The sequence below is a fragment of the Bradyrhizobium sp. Pha-3 genome, assembly GCF_042258615.1.
In the GTDB taxonomy this organism is placed as follows: domain Bacteria; phylum Pseudomonadota; class Alphaproteobacteria; order Rhizobiales; family Xanthobacteraceae; genus Bradyrhizobium.
The window spans coordinates 63931-84670 of record NZ_CP170152.1 but is presented as its reverse complement, the minus strand read 5'-3'; the positions used below and the strand labels follow the sequence as shown (position 1 = coordinate 84670).

The 20740-nt window shown below is 66.6% G+C and carries 17 protein-coding genes and 1 pseudogene; 7 read left to right on the top strand and 11 right to left on the bottom strand.

The features are described 5' to 3' along the window. Positions 1-72: 72 nt before the first annotated feature. A complete protein-coding gene (locus tag ACE10Z_RS00400; RefSeq protein WP_163156892.1) occupies positions 73-393 on the top strand; it encodes a PilZ domain-containing protein in 321 nt (106 codons plus the stop codon). A gap of 117 nt (positions 394-510) precedes the next feature. After that, a complete protein-coding gene (locus ACE10Z_RS00395) occupies positions 511-1233 on the top strand; it encodes a nucleotidyltransferase family protein (protein WP_375786183.1) in 723 nt (240 codons plus the stop codon). Between the two features lie 334 nt (positions 1234-1567). Here the strand turns inward: ACE10Z_RS00395 and ACE10Z_RS00390 are convergent. The 3 genes and pseudogenes from ACE10Z_RS00390 to ACE10Z_RS00380 all read right to left on the bottom strand — a co-directional run. After that, positions 1568-2683 (bottom strand): annotated as a pseudogene (locus ACE10Z_RS00390) (integrase core domain-containing protein); the annotation flags it as partial. A gap of 151 nt (positions 2684-2834) precedes the next feature. Further along, positions 2835-3848, bottom strand: a complete 1014-nt coding sequence (locus tag ACE10Z_RS00385; protein WP_375786182.1) for a DUF2891 domain-containing protein — start codon at positions 3846-3848, stop codon at positions 2835-2837. Continuing rightward, on the bottom strand, positions 3845-4771 hold the full coding sequence (locus ACE10Z_RS00380; RefSeq protein WP_375786181.1) for a hypothetical protein: 927 nt from the start codon (positions 4769-4771) through the stop codon (positions 3845-3847). The genes ACE10Z_RS00385 and ACE10Z_RS00380 overlap by 4 nt, the downstream gene beginning before the upstream one ends. Positions 4772-4856: 85 nt before the next feature. On the opposite strand from ACE10Z_RS00380, the gene ACE10Z_RS00375 reads away from it, so the two are divergent. The 4 genes from ACE10Z_RS00375 (at position 4857) to trxA (ending at position 12947) form a co-directional block, all read left to right on the top strand. Beyond that, positions 4857-5810, top strand: a complete 954-nt coding sequence (locus ACE10Z_RS00375) for a LysR family transcriptional regulator (RefSeq protein WP_375786180.1) — start codon at positions 4857-4859, stop codon at positions 5808-5810. A gap of 83 nt (positions 5811-5893) precedes the next feature. Then, positions 5894-9040, top strand: a complete 3147-nt coding sequence (gene addB / locus ACE10Z_RS00370; protein WP_375786179.1) for a double-strand break repair protein AddB — start codon at positions 5894-5896, stop codon at positions 9038-9040. After that, positions 9034-12510, top strand: coding sequence for a double-strand break repair helicase AddA (gene addA, locus ACE10Z_RS00365; RefSeq protein ID WP_375786178.1), 3477 nt, complete (start codon positions 9034-9036; stop codon positions 12508-12510). Before addB ends, addA begins: the two co-directional genes overlap by 7 nt. Before the next feature lie 116 nt (positions 12511-12626). Beyond that, on the top strand, positions 12627-12947 hold the full coding sequence (gene trxA / locus ACE10Z_RS00360; protein WP_016847387.1) for a thioredoxin: 321 nt from the start codon (positions 12627-12629) through the stop codon (positions 12945-12947). 187 nt (positions 12948-13134) lie between these two features. Here trxA and ACE10Z_RS00355 read toward each other — a convergent pair whose 3' ends face one another. From ACE10Z_RS00355 to trpA, 4 genes are all read right to left on the bottom strand, one after another. Then, complete coding sequence (locus tag ACE10Z_RS00355) at positions 13135-13875, bottom strand: metallophosphoesterase family protein (protein WP_375790068.1); 741 nt, start codon at positions 13873-13875, stop codon at positions 13135-13137. 144 nt (positions 13876-14019) lie between these two features. Continuing rightward, positions 14020-15264: a bifunctional folylpolyglutamate synthase/dihydrofolate synthase gene (locus ACE10Z_RS00350; protein ID WP_375790067.1), complete on the bottom strand. Its 1245-nt coding sequence runs from the start codon at positions 15262-15264 to the stop codon at positions 14020-14022. A gap of 95 nt (positions 15265-15359) precedes the next feature. Next, entirely contained in the window at positions 15360-16301 is a 942-nt protein-coding gene (gene accD, locus ACE10Z_RS00345; RefSeq protein WP_342725379.1) for an acetyl-CoA carboxylase, carboxyltransferase subunit beta, read from the bottom strand. A 104-nt stretch (positions 16302-16405) separates the two neighbouring features. Then, positions 16406-17242, bottom strand: coding sequence for a tryptophan synthase subunit alpha (gene trpA, locus ACE10Z_RS00340; RefSeq protein ID WP_375786177.1), 837 nt, complete (start codon positions 17240-17242; stop codon positions 16406-16408). A 72-nt stretch (positions 17243-17314) separates the two neighbouring features. Between trpA and ACE10Z_RS00335 the strand changes: the two genes are divergently transcribed. Beyond that, on the top strand, positions 17315-17659 hold the full coding sequence (locus tag ACE10Z_RS00335) for an endonuclease domain-containing protein (RefSeq protein WP_229172248.1): 345 nt from the start codon (positions 17315-17317) through the stop codon (positions 17657-17659). 79 nt (positions 17660-17738) lie between these two features. Here ACE10Z_RS00335 and trpB read toward each other — a convergent pair whose 3' ends face one another. The 4 genes from trpB to ACE10Z_RS00315 form a co-directional block, all read right to left on the bottom strand. Continuing rightward, entirely contained in the window at positions 17739-18956 is a 1218-nt protein-coding gene (gene trpB / locus ACE10Z_RS00330) for a tryptophan synthase subunit beta (protein ID WP_375786176.1), read from the bottom strand. A gap of 144 nt (positions 18957-19100) precedes the next feature. Next, positions 19101-19802, bottom strand: a complete 702-nt coding sequence (locus tag ACE10Z_RS00325; protein ID WP_375786175.1) for a phosphoribosylanthranilate isomerase — start codon at positions 19800-19802, stop codon at positions 19101-19103. Positions 19803-19877: 75 nt separating this feature from the next. After that, positions 19878-20264 (bottom strand): lipopolysaccharide assembly LapA domain-containing protein, encoded by a 387-nt coding sequence (locus tag ACE10Z_RS00320; RefSeq protein WP_207834248.1) that lies wholly within the window; start codon positions 20262-20264, stop codon positions 19878-19880. Between the two features lie 87 nt (positions 20265-20351). Further along, the gene (locus ACE10Z_RS00315) at positions 20352-20681 is read right to left on the bottom strand and encodes an integration host factor subunit beta (RefSeq protein ID WP_050426527.1); all 330 of its coding nucleotides are present in this window, start codon (positions 20679-20681) and stop codon (positions 20352-20354) included. Between the last annotated feature and the right edge of the window lie 59 nt (positions 20682-20740).

Sequence of the window (20740 nt, the reverse complement as noted above, 5' to 3'; positions counted from 1 at the left end):
GCCTTGGGTCTCCTAAGGTTGCCAAGGCCGCATGTGATCCAAGGCGCGGCCGATCGGGAGCAGGACCACACAATGGGGACGGAACGACGCAAGGGCGATCGTGTCACGTTTGAGCGCGGCATAGCCGCGCACATGATGGGCATTGACGGCACCTGGCGGCGCGACTGCACCATGGAAGACGTGTCGGAGACGGGCGCCAAGCTCTCCGTCGACGGCTCGGTCGAGGGCCTGAACCTGAAGGAGTTCTTTCTGCTGTTGTCGTCCACAGGATTGGCCTATCGCCGCTGCGAGCTGGCGTGGGTCAATGGCGACCAGATCGGCGTCAACTTCCTTAAACAAGGCGACAAGAAGAAGAAAACTGCCAAACGCGGTGCGCAGGCTGCCGACGTCTAGGCCCCGTTGCCGTCTTACGGCCGTCATGTCCGGTGACTATGGCGTCTGATCGATGCGCTTGCCGAATCGCCGTGATATGATCGGCGCCGAGAGATGATGACCGAGAATATCAGGAAAATGCCCGTCACTCCCCACAAGGCTATGGTGCTCGCTGCGGGCCTCGGCGTGCGCATGCGCCCCCTGACGAACACCATGCCGAAGCCGCTGGTGAGCGTCGCCGGCCAGCCGCTGCTCGACCATGTGCTCGACAAGCTCGCCGGCGCCGGCGTCAGCGAAGCGGTCGTGAACGTGCATTACCTGCCCGACCAGATCATCGAACACGTCAAGACCCGCAGCCGCCCGCGCGTCATCATCTCCGACGAGCGCGACCAGGTGCTCGGCACCGGCGGCGCGGTCGTGAAGGCGCTGCCGCTGCTCGGTGATGCGCCGTTCTTCCATCTCAATGCCGACACGATGTGGATCGACGGCGTGCGCTCCAATCTGGCGCGGCTGGCGGAAGCCTTCGACCCCGCCCGGATGGATATTCTGCTGCTGATGGCACCGACCGCCTCGAGCATCGGCTATAGCGGCCGCGGCGACTATTCGATGTTGCCGGACGGCGCGCTGCGCAAGCGACGGGAGAACCAGGTGGTGCCGTTCGTCTATGCCGGCGCCGCGATCATGTCGCCGTCGCTGTTCGCCGACGCCCCCGCCGGTGAATTCTCGCTGACCAAGATGTTCGACCGCGCCAACGAGCAGGAGCGGCTGTTCGGCCTGCGCCTCGACGGCGTCTGGATGCATGTCGGGACTCCCGACGCGATCCAGGCCGCGGAAGAAGCCTTTCTGGAAAGCGTCGCGTAAGGCGGGTTGAATGGGCTGCCGCGCTTTCGGTTCACCTCTCCCCGTCGGGGAGAGGTCGGATTGCGCCTGGCGATGCGAAGCATCGTCCAGTGCAATCCGGGTGAGGGCTCTTGCTCTCTCGATAGACCGTAACCCCTCACCCGATTTGCTGCGCATGAGCAACCGGCAACATGGGTAACAGTTCAGACCGACGACATGGGTAACACAATTCTCGTTTCGTTCAGGTCTGTTGTTGTTGAGGCTGTGGACCCTGAGGGCAACGCGCAGCGTTGTCCTCAAGTCCACAGCCTCTTGCTTTGCGTCTCGGCCTGCGGAGTTGGTCACCGCGGCGAGCGATCGTGCCGAGCACGATCGGGCCATAGCTGACGGTCCAGCCGTCTTGGTCCTCGGCCAGGCCGACGGGCTCACCGATCAGCGCTTCGCTGATGTAGATCGTGTTGCCCAGCCACTTGATCTCTCCGTTCTGCCGGACCGAGCGGACCTCCTGATCGTCAGCGTATTCCGGCTCGCGCAAGACACCGTGGAAGCGGCGCGAGGAGGCTTGGTAACGGTCGGCTGGCGTGGCGTTGTCGAGCGATTGGTGCGGACGTTCTTGGTTGTAGAGATGCTGGAAGCTGTGCAAGCGCTTGAGCTGCTCGCGCATGGTGGGAGCCGGCGGACTGGCAACGTCTTGCAGCAGGGTCAGATGCATGCGTTCATGGCGGCCGTTCTGCTGAGGTTTGCCCGGTGCAATGCGCTCTGGCGTCACGCCGGCTTTGATCAGCTTGACCGACAGCCGCGACAATCCTCCGGCGCCGCGCGAGGCAAACGGCGAGCCGTTGTCCGAGCGCATGTAATGCGGCAACCCAAACTCGCGGAACGCCGCGTCCAGCACCGGCCAGACATGATCCGTGTCGGTGCGCGCCAGAACCTGGCAGCGCAGCAGGTAGCGGCTGTAGGCATCGGTGATCGTCAGCGGCTCGCAGCGCATGCCGTCCCCGGTCAGGAACCAGCCCTTGAAGTCGATGCACCAGGTATCGTTGGCTGCATCGCAACCGGCAAAGGGCGCGCTCGAGGGCGGGCTACGCCGGCGCAGCTTGCGCTTCACCGTCAGGCCCTCACGATCGAACAGCTCGCCGATCGTGCTTGCCGCAGGCCATGCCGTCCGAGGTGACTTCCGTTCAAGAAAGGCCAGCACCTTGATCGGCCCCCAGGTCGGATGCGCCCGACGCACCTCAAGGCAGCGCTCGGCGATCTCCTCCGCAACGCTTTGCGGACGATGCAGAGGAGCTCGCGGACGATCGAACAGTCCGGCCGCGCCTTCTTCCTCGAACCGTGCAAGCCATTTGTAGCCCACCCGACGGCTCACTCCGAACCGCCGACACACCGCCGCAAATGACTCCTCGTGCTTTTGCGCCGCAACCACAAACCGCATCCGCTCATCCACAGCACAGGTCTCCATCCACCCCATCGGCAAGCTCCTCCTTGCCGATCAGTTGACCTGTTACCCATGTCGCCGGTCTATTCTGTTACCTATGTAGCCGGTTAGGACCCGCAAATCGACCTCTCCCGAAGGGAGAGGTGAACTACGACGCCGTTCCAGCTCAACCTAGACCCACCCGTCAATCATCGCTGTCGATCGCGAGCACGGCAAAGCTCGCGAGCCAGTGTTCGCCCATATAGTCGCCGACGATGTGCGGCAGGCCGGCGTCGAGGTGACCTCGCGCAGCATCCAGCAGGATCGGGCGACGCGCATCGCTCTCCGGCAACGCGCCGGCCAGCGCGCGCCAGCACCATGCCCGGCTGAGATTGAGTCCGTCGAGATGCGCAAGCTTGCCGTCCGACCGATCGGTGACCGTTGCGGGCCGGAACAGGGTTGCGGGTTCGCGTTGCGCGAGCCGCGGCAGGAAGCGGTCGAACCAGGGCAGGAGCTCGCCCGGCGCCAGCAGCCGCCGCATGCATTCCGCTTCGATCAGCGCAGACGACTGGAAATCATCGCCACTCGGCTCACCCCAGGCGGGGCAATCCTGATCGGCGCCGTACCAGCGCAGTGCCGTCTCGCGCAGCAGCGCGCTAAGTGCATCGTCCAGCGTCGCGGCGGCGTAGTCGGCGGCCATGCGAAGCCCGAACGCGGTGTTGAAATGCGTGCCGACCCGCACCGGATAGGTGGCGAGCGGCAGGAAATCGCGGAACCGCTGCGCGACGATTGCGGCTAGCGGCGCGATCTGCTCGCGCCAGCTGACGCCATCGAAGAGCGCGAGCTCCGCCGCAAGCTTCAACAGCCAACCCCAGCCATAAGGCCGCTTGAAGCCGCGCGCCGTCGGGGCCGCGAAATAGGCGCATTCGGCCGCGATCTTCTCCGTGACGAACTGCGCGTCGAACAGGGTGCGGATCTCAGCTGCCGCTTCGGATGCCGGGTATCGGCGCAGCAGCCGGGCGAGCATCCAGTAGCCATGGACGCAGGAATGCCAGTCGTAGCTGCCGAAGAACACCGGATGCAGCTCGCGCGGCGTACATGCATCCTGCGGTCCGGCCAACACGTGATCTGGCTTGTTCGGATATTCGCGTGTGACGTGGCCGAGCGCGATGCGGGCGAAGCGGACGGCGAGGTCTTCGGTCAGGATCGTCTCGCTCATGATGGGGCTTTCTCCTTTCGCTCGCGCCGAACCAGCATCTCGATCAGGCGCGGCATCATATAGATCGGGAATTGCGTGGCGGCGAAGAACAGCGCCGTCATCGGCGACACCGCCGCGCCCAACGCCGACCAGACCAATCCGACGTTGCGGTTGCTCAGAATGAGCCCCGTGGTCAACCGCTCGGCCAGCGGACCCGGCGTGAGCAGCGCGCCGAGCGCTTGCAAAGCGAGATTGCAGGCGAAGGCAAGGCCGACAAAGCTTAGCGCGGTGGCCGGCTGCGCTTCGATCTGTGCACGCACTCCCGCCATGGTGGCAATTGCGAACAGCAACAGCGAGGCGAGTACGAGCGCGTCGATGATGCGCGAATGCCGCGCCAATTGTGCAGCGGCCTGACGGCGAAGCAGCAACGCCAGCGCGCCGGCACCGACAACCAGCAGCGCCAGCCGCGCGGCGAGCGCCAGCGGATCGAGCGCGAGGCCGGCAAATCCCGCCGCGATCAGCGGAACTGTGACCGGCGCCAGGGCCATCGACAGCAGCGTCACGGCGAGCGGAATGGTCGCGTCGAACCCAAGCATGCGTGCGACCGCCGCCGTGCCGGTCGACGGCGGCGCGCACACCGAGAGCACCAGCGCGACGATCAGCTCCGGCCGAAATCCGGCGCCGCGCGCTGCGAAGCCGACCGCAAGCGGACAGACCAGCATCGCCAGCGCCGGCAACAGCAGCGAGACCAGCGGACGCCCCAGCGCACGCCGGAACGCCGCGCTGTCGACCTGGAGAAAGGTCCCGAGAACCAGAACGAAGATCGCCGCCGCCATCAGCGGGCGCGCGCCGTCCGCCAAGGCAGGGAAAGCGAGCCCGGCCAGCACGCCGACGATCAGCAAGGTCGGCCCGCGCGGCATCAGCTTCGCGAATGAACGTCCCAAGTCTGAACGTCCCAAGTCTGAACGTCTCAAGTCTTTCCGCCTCGTGGTCGTGTCCGTCGCGACCGTAGGCACATGCAGATCATTGTTGAAATCGATTATTCTTATAAGCATTATTGCTGTAATGAATTTGGCCGCCGTCGATCTCAACCTGCTGGTCGCCTTCGAGGCGCTGATGGAGGAGCGCCACGTCACCCGCGCGGCCGAGCGCATTGGGCTGGCCCAGCCGTCGATGAGCAGCGCGCTGCGCAGGCTGCGCGCGCTGTTTGCGGACGAACTGTTCCTGCGCGCCGGCGCGGGCATGCAGCCGACCGAAAAGGCATTGGCCCTGGCCGGGCCGATCGGAGAGGCGTTGCGGCAAATCAGGGGCGCGCTGGCGCCCGATCGGAGCTTCGATCCGGCCAGCGCGCGACGGCGCTTCACCATCGCTGCGACCGACTACGGCGACCTCGTTCTGGTGCCGGAACTGAGCCGCTTGCTGCGCATGGAGGCGCCGGGCATCGACCTCGCCGTGCGTCCGCTGACTGACACGACGGCGGCCCTGGCGAAGCTCGAGCGCGCCGAGCTCGATGCGCTGATCGGTGGCCATCTGCCGGATTCGCCACGCTGTGTCCGGCATCGCCTGTTCGAGGAACGCTTCGTGTGCATCCGCGATGGCGCGCGCGCAAATCAATCGGAGCAGCTCAGCCTGGAGGATTACGCGACCCTGCCGCATGCGCTGTTCTCCGCGGCCGGCGGCGATGGGCTGCCGAGCGTGATCGACGCGCTGCTGGCGCGCCATCGGTTGAAGCGGCGGGTGGCCGTGACGCTGGCGCATGTGGTGGCCGTTCCCTTCGCCGTGGCCGGCACCGATCTGATCGCGACGATGGCCGAGCGCGTCGCCCGGCGCTTGACGCAGCTCGCCGAAATTGCCGTCGTGATGCCGCCGATCGACATCCCTGCCTTCGCGATCGACCTGATCCATACAGTCCGCGCGGCTGAGGATCCGGCGCGGCGCTGGTTCCTGGATGCCGTTGATCGCTGCGCCGGCCGGCTGCGATAATCAGCTGACACGGTCGAGCGAGAGGGGTGGCTAACGACAGCCGCCGCTCCCTATATTGGCGCCTGATTCGAACCAGGCAGCCCATGCGCGTTTTCAGCGTTCCCGTCTCTGCGCCGTTCCTGCGCACCGTCATTTCGGCGCTGGTCGCTGGCCGGCTGGTCGCGGGATTCGAGGCACGCAACGATCCGGCAAAGCTCGCCGGCGCCACGCTCTATCTGCCGACCCGCCGCGCCGGACGGCTGGCGCGCGAAATCTTCCTCGATGTGCTCGATTCCGACGCCGCGGTGCTGCCGCGCATCGTCGCGCTCGGCGAGATCGATGAGGACGAACTCGCTTTCGCCGACCAGGGCGACGACGTCGGCGGCACCGCGCCGCTGGAAATCCCGCCGAGACTGGGCGAGCTCGAGCGCCGCCTGACATTGGCGCATCTGGTCGCGGCCTGGGCGAAGACGCCGGTGTCGGCGCCGCTGGTGGTCGGCGGCCCGGCCTCGACCTTGCAGCTCGCCGGCGACCTGGCGCGGCTGATGGACGACATGGTGACGCGCGGCGTCGACTGGCGAGCGCTCGACCGCCTGGTGCCGGACCAGCTCGACAAATACTGGCAGCACTCGCTCGACTTCCTGCGCATCGCACGCGACGCCTGGCCGAACTACCTCAAGGAGATCGGCCGGATCGAACCCGCGGCACGCCGCGATCTGCTGATCGAGGCGGAGGCGGCGCGGCTGACCGCGCATCCCACGGGCCCGGTGATCGCGGCCGGTTCGACCGGCTCGATGCCGGCCACCGCGAAATTCCTGCACGCGGTGGCGAAGCTTGCGAACGGCGCCGTGGTGCTGCCCGGGCTCGACACCGACCTCGACGAAGACTCCTGGGACACGATCGGCGGCGAACGTAGCGACGACGGCAGGTTCACCACACCGCCCTCGTCCAACCACCCGCAATTCGCGATGCACGCGCTGCTCGACCGCTTCGGCATCAAGCGCCGCGATGTCGAGAGCCTTGCCGAGCCTGCGCCGCTCGGCCGCGAGGTGCTGGTGTCGGAGACGATGCGCCCCTCGACCGCAACGGCGCAATGGCACGACCGGCTGGAGCGGCCCGAGATCGTGACGCGGATTTCCGCGGGGATGACCAATCTCACCGTGGTCGAGGCGCCCAATCCGGAAATGGAGGCGCTGGCGATTGCGGTCGCGATGCGCGAGGCGCGGCACCTCGGCAAATCGGCCGCGCTGGTGACGCCGGATCGCGCGCTGGCGCGCCGCGTGATGGCCTCGCTGACGCGATGGAATCTCGAGTTCGACGATTCCGGCGGTGATGCGCTGATCGAGACGCCGGCCGGCGTGTTTGCCCGCCTCACCGCGGAGGCCGCGGCCAAGGGGCTGGAGCCGCCGACTTTGCTCGCGCTGCTCAAGCATCCGCTGTTCCGGCTCGGCGGCGCCCATGGCGCGCTGAAGCGCGCGATCGAGGTGCTGGAGATCGCGCTGCTCCGCGGCACGCGGCCGCAAGCGGGAACTGGCGGCCTCGCGCGCGACTTCGCCCGCTTCCGCGCCGAACTTGTGAAACTCAACAGTGGCGAGACTTCCTCACTACATCGACAGGAGCAACGCGCCCAGCTGCGCGACAACGATCTCGACAAGGCACAGGCCTTGATCGCCAAACTTCAGGCAGCGCTGGCGCCGCTCGAAGGCATGGCCTCATCAAGACCCTACGATTTCGCGGAGCTGGCATCGCGCCATCGCGAGGCGCTGATCGCGCTGTCGGCCGACCAGAACGGCGTCGCAATCGTGTTCGAGGAGCGCGCCGGCGCGTCCCTCGCGTCCGCCTTCGACGAGCTGCTCGCCAAGCAGCAGCCAAGCGGATTGATGACGCCGCTCGCCGATTATCCCGAGGTGTTCCAGACCGCGTTCGCCGACCGCATGGTGCGGCGGCCGGAATCGGCGCGCGCGCAGCTCAACATCTTCGGCCAGCTCGAGGCGCGTCTGACCGAGTCCGATCGCGTCATCCTCGGCGGCCTGGTCGAGGGCGTCTGGCCGCCGGCGCCGCGGATCGATCCGTGGCTGAGCCGGCCGATGCGGCACGAGCTCGGGCTCGATCTCCCCGAACGGCGCATCGGCCTCTCCGCGCACGACTTTGCGCAGCTGCTCGGCCATGACGAGGTGATCCTCACCCACGCCGCCAAGGTCGGCGGCGCGCCCGCGGTCGCTTCGCGCTTCCTGCACCGGTTAGAGGCGGTTGCGGGCGAAGCACGCTGGAAGGTGGCGACGTCAGCCGGCGAAACTTACGTGCAATACGCCGCCGAGCTCGACCGGCCCGACACGGTCCAGCCGATCCCGCAGCCGGAGCCGCGGCCCCCGCGCGAGGCGCGGCCGCTGAAAATGTCCGTTACCGCGATCGAGGATTGGCTGCGCGATCCCTACACGATCTATGCGCGCTACATCCTGAAGCTCGATCCGCTCGATCCCGTCGATATGCCGCTGTCGGCGGCCGATCGCGGCTCGGCGATCCACGAATCGCTCGGCGAGTTCACACAAACTTACGCCGACGCGCTGCCTGACGACATCAAGAGCGCGCTGCGCGAGATCGGGGCCAAGCATTTTGCGCCGCTGATGGAGCGGCCGGAGGCGCGCGCGCTGTGGTGGCCGCGGTTCCAGCGCATCGCGGCGTGGTTTGCCGAATGGGAGCAGGCCCGGCGCGGCAGCATTGATTCGATCAAAGCCGAGATCCGCGGCGAGATCGGCATTCCCCTCGACGATGCCAGGACGTTCGTGCTCTCGGCGCGCGCCGACCGCATCGAGCGGCGCGATGACGGCAGCTTTGCGATCCTCGACTACAAGACCGGCCAGCCGCCGACCGGCAAGCAGGTGCGCATGGGCCTGTCGCCGCAGCTGACGCTGGAAGCCGCGATCCTGCGCGAGGGCGGCTTCGCCGATATTCCGGCGGACTCCTCGGTCGGCGATCTCGTCTATGTCAGGCTGAGCGGCAACAACCCGCCGGGCGAGCAGCGCTCGCTGGAGCTGAAGATCAAGACCAACGACACGCCGCAGCCGCCCGACGAAGCCGCCGACAGCGCGCGGCGCAAGCTGGAAGCCTTGATTCGCGCCTTCGACGACGAGCAGCAGGCCTACACCTCACTGAACCTCTCGATGTGGGCCAACCGCTACGGCGCCTATGACGACCTCGCGCGCATCAAGGAATGGTCCGCCGCCGGCGGTTTGGGGATCGAGGAATGGTGAAGGCGCCCCGCCCTATTCCGCACGCGGTGCGCGACGCGCAGGCGCGCGCGTCCGATCCGAAGGCGTCGACCTTCGTGTCGGCCAATGCCGGCTCGGGCAAGACGCATGTGCTGGTCCAGCGCGTGATCCGCCTGCTGCTGTCCGGCGTGCCGCCAGAGAAGATCCTCTGCATCACCTTCACCAAGGCCGCCGCGGCGAACATGGCCGAGCGCGTGTTCACGACGCTCGGCCACTGGGTGACACTCGATGACGCCGGGCTCGATGCCGCGATCCGCGAGGCCGGCATCGCGCATCCCAGCGCCACGCTGCGGCGCGAGGCCCGAAAGCTGTTTGCCTGCGCGCTGGAGACGCCCGGCGGCTTGAAGGTGCAGACCATCCACGCGCTGTGCACCCGCCTGCTGCAGCAGTTTCCGTTCGAGGCCAACGTGCCGGCGCGCTTCGCCGTGCTCGACGACCGCGACCAGAACGAGATGATGGAACGCGCCAATCTCGCGGTGTTCCTCGAGGCGTCGCGGATTCCCGACAGTCCCATCGGCCGCGCGCTGCGGACGGCGATGGCAAACGCCGCTGATGTCACTTTCAAGGAGGTGGTCCGCGAGGCTTGTCTGAGCCGCGACCATTTCATGGCCTGGACCGACGCCGCCGGCAACGCCACGGCTGCCGCCGCGCAGATGTCAGCCGCGCTCGGCGTCTCCGCCGATATTCGCATCGAGGATGTCGAGCGCGAGATCGTCGACGGCCCGAACCTGCCGCGCGCGAGCTGGAAGGAGATGGCGACGCTCCTCGACACCAGCAGCAAGGCGGATCAGAAGCAGGCGGAACGGCTGCGGGGTGCGCTGACCTTTACCGGGGCAGCGCAGGTCGACGAATATCTCGGCGTCTTCCTGACCGATGACCGCGCGCCACGCGCGTCTGTCATCACCAACAATTTCATCAAGAAGAATCCGGTCGCTGGCAACAGGTTCGAGGCGGAGATCGACCGTCTCGGTCCCTTGATCGAGCGACGCCGCGCCGTGGTGGCGCGCGACCGCACCGAGGCGCTGATCCACATCGCGACCGCGGCAGCCGCGCATTACCGGCGCGAGAAGCTGGAACGCGGGTTGCTCGATTATGACGATCTGATCGACAAGACGTTGGCGATGCTCGACCGCGTCTCCTCGGGCTGGGTGCATTACAAGCTCGACCGCGGCGTCGATCACGTGCTGATCGACGAGGCGCAGGACACGAGCCCCCGGCAATGGGACATCGTCGCGCACATCATCTCGGAATTCACCTCCGGCGCCGGCGCGCGCGACGGCCTGGTGCGCACCGTGTTCGCGGTCGGCGACGAGAAGCAGTCGATCTTCTCGTTCCAGGGCGCAGCACCCCGCGAATTCGACCTGCGGCGGCGCGAGTTGAAGCGGCGGTTCGAGGACGCCGGACTGAAGTTCGATCCGGTGTCGTTCACCTATTCGTTCCGCTCGGGACCAGTGATCCTGCATTCGGTCGACCATGTGTTCCGCGAGCAGGAGATCTTTCGCAGCATCCATGCGGTCGAGAACGGCTATCCGATCCACAATGCGATGACTGACGCCGGCCCCAGCCTGATCGAGCTCTGGGATCTCGCCGTCGCCGACGACCGCCAGGACATCGAAGGCTGGCGGGCACCGTTCGACGGCGTCTCGGTGACCAGCCCCGAGGTGAAGCTCGCGCGGCGCATCCAGGCCGAGATCAAGCGCCTCGTCAGCAGCGGCACCATGACCGGCAGCGAAGGCGGACGACGGCCATTGCGTTACGGCGACATGCTGATCCTGGTGCGGCGGCGCGGCAACGCCTTCGACGCGGTCATCCAGGCGCTGAAGCACGCCAACATTCCAGTCGCCGGCGCCGACCGGCTGAAGCTGACCGAGCACATCGCGATCATCGACCTGATGAACCTCGCCGACGCGCTGCTGCTGCCGCAGGACGACCTCGCGCTGGCGGTGGCGCTGAAGAGCCCGCTGTTCGGCCTCGATGACGACGATCTGTTCAAACTGGCGTACCAGCGCCGCGGCGCGCTGCGCGAGGCGCTGGCCTCACAGGCGCCGACCGATGAGCGGTTCGCGGCCGCGCTGCGCCGCCTCGAACAATGCGAGCGCCGCTTCACCGAGGAGACGCCGTTCGCATTCTACGCCTGGCTGCTCGGCGGCGACGGCGGGCGGGCGCGCATCCTGCGCCGGCTCGGCCACGAGGCCAACGACGCGCTCGACGAATTCCTCGAACTCGCGCTGAGCTATGAGCGCAAGGCGCCGGCCTCGCTGCAGGGCTTCATCGCCTGGCTGCGCGCCGCCGACACCGAGGTGAAGCGCGACATGGAGATTTCGCGCGACGAGGTCCGCGTCATGACCGTGCACGGCGCCAAGGGCCTCGAAGCGTCGGTGGTGTTCCTGGTCGACACCACGACCTCGCCGTCGGACACGCAGCGGCTGCGGCTGATCCATCTGCCGCAGGGCAATGCCGCGCCGAACGCGCCCGGCGTCGTCGTGTGGGCCGGCAAGAAGGCCGAGGATCCCCCCAATGTCGCCGATGCGCGCAAGGCGATGCTCGGCGACACCGAGGACGAATATCGCCGCCTGCTCTATGTCGCGATGACCCGCGCGGCCGACCGGCTGATCGTCGGCGGCTGCATGCCCGGCAACATGAACACGGTGCGAAAATCCTCCTGGTACGACCTGATCACCAAGGGGCTCGCCAATGCCGGGCTCAAGCTCGAGGAGATCGAGACGCCCGCCGGCAAGGTGATGCGCTATTCGCGGCCGGATGACGTCGCCGATCTCACCGGCGCTGCTGCATCAACGGCCGTAGCGCCGATCGCGCTGCCGTCCTGGCTGCGGACCGCGGCCGCACCAGAAGCTTCCGCCGCGGGCGTATTGCGTCCGTCCGATCCGGCGGATGGCGACAGCCATCCGATACGAACCGGCGAATCGGTGCTGCTGCGTGCCCGCGCCCTGCAACGCGGCACGCTGGTGCATCGCCTGCTGCAATCGCTGCCCGAAATTGCCCCTGAGCGGCGGCGCTCCGCCGCGCTTGGCTACCTCGCGCGCAATGCCGACGGCTGGAGCGAACAGGAGCAGGCCGCGCTCGCAGACCAGGTGCTGGACTTGATCGCCGATCCGCGTTTCGCCGCCGTGTTCGCGCCCGGCAGCCGCGCGGAGGTCTCGATCGTCGGACGGCTGGAGCGGCCGGGCCAGCCCAAGGCGCTGGTCTCGGGCCAGATCGACCGGCTGGTGGTGACGCCGACCGACGTCCTGATCGTCGATTTCAAGACCAACCACGCCCCGCCCAAGGCCGCCGCCGAGGTGCCGCGGGGCTATGTCCGGCAGCTCGCGCTCTATCGGGCCGTGCTTTCGAAGCTTTATCCCCAACTGCCCGTCCGGGCGGCGCTGCTTTGGACCGAAACGCCTGAAATCATGGAGATTTCGGCCTCCGCGCTGGACGCCGGGCTGGCATAAGATCATGTCAATGTGACCGAGCTTGACCCGGCAAGGGGGCGTTCATAGGTTTGACCCATGCTCCCCGGGCGCGATTCTCCACCGCGCCCTTTGTCTCAACCGAACGAGGTACTGACATGGCCGTTGGCAAGGTTTCTGACGCCGATTTCGAAGCCGAAGTGCTCAAGGCGACCGGGCCGGTGGTCGTCGACTTCTGGGCCGAGTGGTGCGGACCCTGCCGCATGATCGCGCCCGCTCTCGATGAGATTTCCGGCGCGATGGGCGACAAGGTCAAGATCGTGAAGCTCAACGTCGACGAGAGCCCGAAGACCGCGTCGAAGTATGGCGTGATGTCGATCCCGACCCTGATGATCTTCAAGGGCGGCGAGATGGCGTCCCGTCAGGTCGGCGCCGCGCCGAAGGCCAAGCTGCAGCAGTGGATCACCGCTGCGGTCTGATCCGATTTCGAATTAGCTGATTTGTGAAACGGCCGGCGCCAAGCCGGCCGTTTTGTTTTGTGCACGATCGTCCCACTCGTCATGGCCGGGCTTGACCCGGCCATCCATCCACTTCCGAAAATCGTTCACGCGAAGATTGATGGATGCGCGGGTCAAGCCCGCGCATGACGAGCTTGCTTTGCGGCGACTACCTGATCCATCCGGTCGCCAGCGCCGAGGCAAGTTCGGCCTGGCCGTGTTGCTGCGCCAGCGCCGCCATCGCGGCGTGATCGTAGGGGATGTGGCGGAAGGTGACGTCCCAGTCGCCATCGACCTGTTCGACGATCGCGTAGCGCGCATCGGGTGAACCGGCCTCGACCACATGCGGGTGCGGCTTGCCGGCGCGATAGCCAGGCGAGCCGACGCTGCCGGGATTGACGATCAGCCGGCCATCGCGAAGCCGCACGGCTCGCGCGGTATGGGTGTGCGCACACAGGATCAGCGATTGCGTCACGCCGTCCGCCCTCGCCTCGATCGATTCCAGCGTCGACATGCAGACTTCGCCGCCCGGCAGCACCGTCTCGAGCCAATAGGTCTCGTCGTCCTGCGGCGTCGCGTGACACAGGAACACCGCGTCGCGATAGACCGCATTCGCCGGCAACGTGCGCAGCCAGTCGAGATGCCGCGGCTCGAGCTGGGTATAGGTCAACCGTTCCCAGGAGCCCATTTTCTCGTGCGGGCGGTCGATCAGATAGCGGTCGTGATTGCCGAGCAGATGGACCGCATCGAGCGCCATCAGCAGATCGATGGTCGGCCGGGAATCGAGCGGCCCGCTCACCATGTCGCCGAGGTCGACGATGTCGGAAATTCCCTGCGCTCGGATATCCGACAGCACGGCTTGAAGTGCGAGATGGTTGCCGTGGATGTCGGCGATCGCAGCAAAGCGCATGGTGTCAGTCACTTCCCTTGCGTGCCCCGGACGCAGCGCAGCACACAGTGATGCGCTGCTGAGCCGGGGCCCATTGCGTCGAGATGGGTCCCGGCTCGGCGGAGCATCGCTGCGCGCTGCACCGCGTCCGGGACACCGGATGGATCATGCAGGAGGCGTGCCGTTGGCGGCAAGCACCGGACCCGCCAGGTACAGCGAGCCGGTGATCAGGATGCGCGGCGGCACCTCGTAGGCCAGCGTGGCAAGCCGTTGCAGCGCGGCGTCGACGCCGGATGCGATCTCGACCCGCATGCCGAGCGCACGTGCGGCATCGGCGAGTTTGTCCGGCGCCATGCCGTTGTCGCGGCCGGGCACCGGGACCGCGATGATGTGGCGCGTCAGTCCCGCGAAATTGGCGAGGAAGGCATTGGCGTCCTTGTTGGCCATCATGCCGGTTATCACGACCAGCGGCCGCGACACGCGTTCCTCGAGATCGCCGAGCGCCGCGGCCGCAACGCGGCCGCCCTCGGCATTGTGGCCGCCATCGAGCCAGACCTCGGAGCCCTGCGGTCCCTGGCAGACCAGGCTGCCTGAGACCAGCCGCTGCATCCGCGCCGGCCATTCCGCGTTGACGATGCCGGCCTCAAAGGCCGCGATGTTGAGCCTGAAGGTGTCGATCGCGCGCAAGGTTGCGATCGCAAGCCCCGCATTGTCGAACTGGTGCCGTCCGAACAGTCTTGGCGCGGCGAGATCCAGCAGGCCGCGCTCGTCCTGATAGACCAGCCGGCCGCGCTCGACACCGACATGCCATTGCTGACCGGCGGCATGCAGCGGCGCGCGCATGCGGTTCGCTTCAGCCTCGATCACAGCCATCGCGTCCGGCGCCTGCTCGGCGCAAACCACCGGCACCTTGCGCTTGATGATCGCGGCCTTCTCGCCGGCGATCAACGTCAGCGTATCGCCGAGGAATTCCATGTGATCCATGCTGACCGGCGTGATCACCGAGGCCAGCGGCGTCTCGACCACATTGGTCGAATCCAGCCGGCCGCCGAGGCCGACCTCGAGCAGCGCGACGTCGGCCGGATGCTTCGCGAACAGGCAGAACGCCACCGCGGTTTCCATCTCGAAGATGGTGATGGGATAGCCGGCGTTGACGGCTTCGCAATGCTCGAACGTCGTGCGCAGCTCGTCGTCGCCGACGAGCTTGCCGCCGCCCGTGGCACCCAGCCGATAGCATTCGTTGAGCCGCACCAGATAGGGCGAGGTGAAGACGTGCACGCGCAGGCCCGACGCTTCCAGGATTGCGCGCAGATAGGCGATCGTCGAGCCCTTGCCGTTGGTGCCGGCGACATGGATGACCGGTGGAAGCTTGCGCTCGGGATGATCGAGCCGCTCCATCAGGCCGCGCATGCGATCGAGGCTGAGATCGATGCGCTTCGGATGCAGCGCCGATATCCGCGCGATCAACGCCTCGAACGAGGGTTGCGATGGGGCGTCGTTTGCGGTCACGCGTGCGGCGCTGCCGGCACCGTCTCCGGTGCCGTGACGATCTGTGCCGGCTCGGTGACGGCGACCGTGGGCTTGGACGCGGTTTCAGGCGCCGGTGCCTTGGTCAGCAGGCGGCAGAGCCGCGCCAGCGTGGCCTTCATCTCATGGCGGTGCACGACCATGTCGACCATGCCGTGCTCGCGCAGATATTCGGCGCGCTGAAAACCTTCCGGCAGCTTCTCACGGATGGTCTGCTCGATCACGCGCGCGCCGGCAAAGCCGATCAGCGCACCGGGTTCGGCGATCTGGACGTCGCCGAGCATCGCATAGGAGGCGGTGACGCCGCCGGTGGTCGGATTGGTCAGTACGACGATATAGGGCTGCTTCGCCTCGCGCAGCATCTGCACGCCGACCGTGGTCCGCGGCATCTGCATCAGCGACAGGATGCCTTCCTGCATCCGTGCGCCGCCGGATGCGGCGAACACGATGAAGGGCGACTTTTTCTCGACCGCGAGCTCGAGCCCGCGCACGATCGCTTCACCGGCGGCCATGCCGAGCGACCCGCCCATGAAATCGAAATCCTGCACGGCGACCACGACGCCGGTGCCCTCGAGCTTGCCGTAGCCAACCTTGACCGCGTCGTTCAGCCCGGTCTTGGCCCGCGCATCCCTGATCTTGTCGACATATTTGCGCTCGTCGCGGAATTTCAGCGGATCGGCCGTCACCTCGGGCAGCGCGACGTCGAACCAGGTCTCGTTGTCGAAGATCGACTTCAGCCGCGCCACCGCACCCATGCGCATGTGGTAGTTCGAGCCGGGGATCACGAACTGGTTGGCCTCGACGTCCTTGTAGAACACCAGCTGCCCGGAATCCGGGCACTTGATCCAGAGGTTTTCCGGGGTCTCGCGCCGCAGGATGTTGCGTATCTTCGGCCGGACGACGTTGGTGAGCCAGTTCATGGTTCGCTCCGAAATGCGGGTCGGTCCCGCACCAGCTGGATATATGGCGGGCCGGGCGAACCCGGCAAGCCGCCGTCTGCAGCCTTGTTGCCGCAAAATGTGGCTTATTCAGCGGCCTGCTTGGCGCCCCGAACTCCCTGCGCCAGCGCGGACACCAGGTCCGCCACCGCGCTCACGGTCTTGGGCGTCGCGCGGCCCTCGGCATCGAGGTTGGCGCGCACCACGTCGACGATCGCGGTGCCGACCACGGCGCCGTTGGCGTTCTCGGCGATCGCGCGCGCCGTTTCCGGGGTGCGGATGCCGAAGCCGACACAGACCGGCAGCTTGGTGTGGCGCTTGATGCGGGCGACGGCTTCCGCGACCGCGTTCGAATCGGCCGTCGCAGCGCCGGTGATGCCGGTGATCGAGACGTAATAGACAAAGCCCGAGGTGTTCGCGAGCACCGCCGGCAGGCGCTTGTCGTCGGTGGTCGGCGTCGCCAGCCGGATGAAGTTGAGCCCGGCCTTCAGCGCGGGGATGCAGAGCTCGGTGTCTTCCTCCGGCGGCAGGTCGACGATGATCAACCCGTCGACGCCGGCGGCCTTGGCATCGGCGAGGAAGCTCTCGACGCCGTAGATGTAGATCGGATTGTAGTAGCCCATCAGCACGATCGGCGTCGTGTTGTCGTCCTTGCGGAAGTCGCGGACCATCGCCAGCGTCTTGCGCAGTGTCATGCCGCCCTTGAGCGCGCGCAGGCCGGCGGCCTGGATCGACGGGCCGTCGGCCATCGGATCGGTGAAGGGCATGCCGATCTCGATGACGTCGGCGCCGGCCTTCGGCAGCGCCTTGAGGATGTCGAGCGAGGTCTTGGCGTCGGGGTCGCCGGCCATCACGAAGGTGACGAAAGCGGAGCGGCCCTGCTGCTTCAGCTCGGCGAAACGTGCGTCGATACGGGTGGTCATGGGGCGGCATTCACTGTGCTATACCTCTCCCCTCCGGGGAGAGGTCGGCTGCGCAGCAGCCGGGTGAGGGGGATGGAGCAGTTCAAAGCAAGAGCAAGAAGCCTCCGCGCATCGCAAACGAGCGCCGAAGCGAAGCTTTGGCAGGCGTTGCGCAATCGCAGGCTGTCGCGATGGAAATTCCGGCGCCAGCATCCGGTTGACCGGTACATAGTCGATTTCGTTACACTTGACGGTAAGCTGATCATTGAGGTCGACGGCGTGACACATTCGACGTCGTCCGAGGTAAAGCGCGACACAGCGAGGACTGAAGTCCTCGAAGCTTGCGGGTTTCTCGTCGTGCGAGTGTCCAATACGGACGTGTACGAAAATCTCGAAGGCGTACTCGAGATGATCGAAACATCACTTCGGTTCGAGTGAGGGGAAAGACCCCTCACCCGGCTGCTACGCAGCCGACCTCTCCCCGGCGGGGAGAGGTCAAGGAGACGCGGCCGATCGCTCACTTCTGCCTCGCCTTCAAGATGTCGCCGACCTGCGGCACGTCCTTGTCGCCGCGGCCCGAGAGGTTGACCACCATCAGGTGATCCTTCGGCCGCTGCGGCGCGAGTTCGGACAGTTTCGCGATGGCGTGCGCGGATTCCAGCGCGGGGATGATGCCTTCGAGCCGCGACAGCAGCTGGAATGCGGCCAACGCTTCCTCGTCGGTCGCCGAGAGATATTTCACGCGGCCGGTTTCGTGCAGCCAGGCGTGCTCGGGGCCGATGCCGGGATAATCGAGGCCGGCGGAGATCGAATGCGCTTCCTCGATCTGGCCGTCGGCGTCCATCAAGAGATAGGTGCGGTTGCCGTGCAGCACGCCGGGACGCCCGCCAGCGAGCGAGGCCGCATGCAGCTGCGTCAGCCCGTGACCGGCCGCTTCGACACCGAATATCTCGACCAGGGGATCGTCGAGGAATGGATGGAACAGGCCCATCGCATTGGACCCGCCCCCGATGCAGGCGATCAGCGAGTCCGGCAGGCGGCCCTCGGCCTCCTGCATCTGCGTACGCGTCTCGTGGCCGATGATCGACTGGAAATCGCGCACCATCATCGGATAGGGGTGCGGACCCGCCACCGTGCCGATGCAATAGAAGGTGTTGTGCACGTTGGTGACCCAATCGCGCAGCGCGTCGTTCATCGCGTCCTTCAGCGTACGCGCACCCGACTGCACCGGGACGACCTTGGCGCCCAGCATTTCCATGCGGATCACGTTGGGCTGCTGCCGCTCGACGTCGACCGCGCCCATATAGACCACGCATTCGAGTCCGAAGCGCGCGCACAGCGTCGCTGTCGCCACGCCGTGCTGGCCGGCGCCGGTCTCGGCGATGATGCGCTTCTTGCCCATGCGGCGCGCGACCATGATCTGGCCGAGCACGTTGTTGACCTTGTGCGAACCGGTGTGGTTGAGCTCCTCGCGCTTCAGATAGATCTTCGCGCCGCCGAGATGCTCGGTGAGCCGTTCGGCGAAATAGAGCGGCGAGGGCCGGCCGACATAGTCCTTCAGATAGACATTCATCTCGGCCTGGAACGCCGGATCGGCCTTGGCGTCGGCATAGGCCTTTTCGAGATCGAGGATCAGCGGCATCAGCGTTTCCGCGACGAAGCGTCCGCCGAAAATGCCGAAATGCCCGCGCTCGTCGGGGCCGCTGCGGAAGGAATTGGGCAGGTTTTGATTCATCGAACCATCAGTTCTTCTGGCCGCGCCGCGGCGCTGTTTCCGCTCCCTCGCCCCGCTCTTGCGGGGCCGAGACGAGCATAGCTCGCCCTGAGAGGGTTGGGGTGAGGGGTTTCTCCACTTGCTCAATCATCATTGCGGCGCCCCTCACCCGCCCGCGCGTTGCGCGGTCGACCTCTCCCCGTAAACGGGGAGAGGTGAAGAAGAGCCGGTTGCGCGTGCGGCGCGGATGAAGGCGCGGATCAGCTCGGGATCCTTGACGCCCGGCGTGCGCTCGACGCCCGACGACACGTCGACCCCGCCGGCGCGGGTAACGCGGACAGCTTCAGCGACGTTCTCGGCATTGAGCCCGCCGGAGACCATGTAGGGCAGCGCGAGATCGAGATTTTCCAGCAGGTGCCAATCGAACGGCGCACCGAGACCGCCCGGCCGCGTGGCATCCTTCGGCGCGCGGGCATCGAACAGGATGCGGTCGGCGACGCCGGCATAGCCCGGCAGCGGGGCGAGGTCGGCGGCGGTCTCGACCGGCAGCGCCTTCATCAGCGGCAGGCCGAACTTCTGCTTGATGTCGCGCAGCCGCGCGGTGGTTTCCTTGCCGTGCAATTGCAGGATATCCGGCCGCAGCGTCTCGACGATGTTTTCCAAGGTGGCGTCGTCGGCATCGACGGTCAGCGCGACCTTGACGGCGCGGCCCTTGGCGCGGCTGCCGAGCTCGCGCGCGGTCTCGAGGCTGATATGGCGCGGCGACGGGGGAAAGAACACGAACCCCACCATGTCGGCACCACCCTCGAGCGCGACGTCGAGCGTCTCGCGCGTGGACAGGCCGCAGATTTTGACGAGCAGGGGCATGGTCTCGAAACGGGTCTCAAAACGGGTTTTCGGGCGTCCGGAACGGGGGCTGGCCCGGGTCCGACGGGGCGGGTTCTACAACGTCGCGCCCTGCTTGTCTCGCCCATTGGGCCCGTAGAACCCCAGCTGGGCCGGGGCCGAACGACGCTGCGCGTCGTCCCGGGAGGCGGTGGCCCTGAGGTCGGCGAGCTCGGCGCGGACGTGGCGGGCGTCGGCCTCATGCTGGCGGGCGGCGCGGCGCCAGCGCCCCTGCTTGAACCAGGTTCCGATGCCACCGGCGATCACGCCAAGAATGGCGGATGCGATGATGACGACGAACAGCGGCAGCGTGACCGCAACCGTCGGCGTCACAGAGTTGAAAGGATCGAACGACACCGTCACCCAGTGACGGTTGGCGACGGCAAAGATGATGAAGATCAGTCCGAGTGGAACGACGACGACTGCCGTGAAGAACTTTCGCATGACCATCTCTCGCCGCGATGGAGAAAGTGCGGGCGCATCGCCCACAGCAACGGCAGCGCCGACGTCGCGCGCCAAGCGCCAGCCTTGTTAGGCGTCAGCCTTGGGCGCGTCGATCTTGGAGGCTCCCGCCTCGGCTTCGTCGCGATTGAGGCGCTCGCGCATTTCCTTGCCGGTCTTGAAGAACGGCACGCTCTTCTGGTCGACCGGCACATGCTCGCCGGTACGCGGATTGCGGCCGGCACGCGCCGGGCGATGCTTCACCGAGAAAGCGCCAAAACCGCGCAGCTCGACGCGGTCGCCACGCGCCAGCGCCGCGACGATTTCATCGAGAATCGCATTCACAATGTTCTCGACGTCCCGCTGGTAGAGGTGCGGGTTGTGCTCGGCGATACGCTGAACAAGTTCGGATTTGATCATCGAAAATGGGATCCGGGCTCTTGCGGAAACCCATTTCCGTGAAAATGCCGTGCACTGTC

What these genes read in the sequence shown, in the direction of transcription:
- ACE10Z_RS00400 (WP_163156892.1), top strand. Translation starts at nt 73, where the DNA reads ATGGGGACGGAACGACGCAAGGGCGATCGTGTCACGTTTGAGCGCGGC.
- ACE10Z_RS00395 (WP_375786183.1), top strand. Translation starts at nt 511, where the DNA reads ATGCCCGTCACTCCCCACAAGGCTATGGTGCTCGCTGCGGGCCTCGGC.
- ACE10Z_RS00385 (WP_375786182.1), bottom strand. Translation starts at nt 3,848, where the DNA reads ATGAGCGAGACGATCCTGACCGAAGACCTCGCCGTCCGCTTCGCCCGC.
- addB (WP_375786179.1), top strand. Translation starts at nt 5,894, where the DNA reads ATGCGCGTTTTCAGCGTTCCCGTCTCTGCGCCGTTCCTGCGCACCGTC.
- addA (WP_375786178.1), top strand. Translation starts at nt 9,034, where the DNA reads ATGGTGAAGGCGCCCCGCCCTATTCCGCACGCGGTGCGCGACGCGCAG.
- trxA (WP_016847387.1), top strand. Translation starts at nt 12,627, where the DNA reads ATGGCCGTTGGCAAGGTTTCTGACGCCGATTTCGAAGCCGAAGTGCTC.
- ACE10Z_RS00355 (WP_375790068.1), bottom strand. Translation starts at nt 13,875, where the DNA reads ATGCGCTTTGCTGCGATCGCCGACATCCACGGCAACCATCTCGCACTT.
- ACE10Z_RS00350 (WP_375790067.1), bottom strand. Translation starts at nt 15,264, where the DNA reads ATGCGCGGCCTGATGGAGCGGCTCGATCATCCCGAGCGCAAGCTTCCA.
- accD (WP_342725379.1), bottom strand. Translation starts at nt 16,301, where the DNA reads ATGAACTGGCTCACCAACGTCGTCCGGCCGAAGATACGCAACATCCTG.
- trpA (WP_375786177.1), bottom strand. Translation starts at nt 17,242, where the DNA reads ATGACCACCCGTATCGACGCACGTTTCGCCGAGCTGAAGCAGCAGGGC.
- ACE10Z_RS00335 (WP_229172248.1), top strand. Translation starts at nt 17,315, where the DNA reads ATGGAGCAGTTCAAAGCAAGAGCAAGAAGCCTCCGCGCATCGCAAACG.
- trpB (WP_375786176.1), bottom strand. Translation starts at nt 18,956, where the DNA reads ATGAATCAAAACCTGCCCAATTCCTTCCGCAGCGGCCCCGACGAGCGC.
- ACE10Z_RS00325 (WP_375786175.1), bottom strand. Translation starts at nt 19,802, where the DNA reads ATGCCCCTGCTCGTCAAAATCTGCGGCCTGTCCACGCGCGAGACGCTC.
- ACE10Z_RS00320 (WP_207834248.1), bottom strand. Translation starts at nt 20,264, where the DNA reads ATGCGAAAGTTCTTCACGGCAGTCGTCGTCGTTCCACTCGGACTGATC.
- ACE10Z_RS00315 (WP_050426527.1), bottom strand. Translation starts at nt 20,681, where the DNA reads ATGATCAAATCCGAACTTGTTCAGCGTATCGCCGAGCACAACCCGCAC.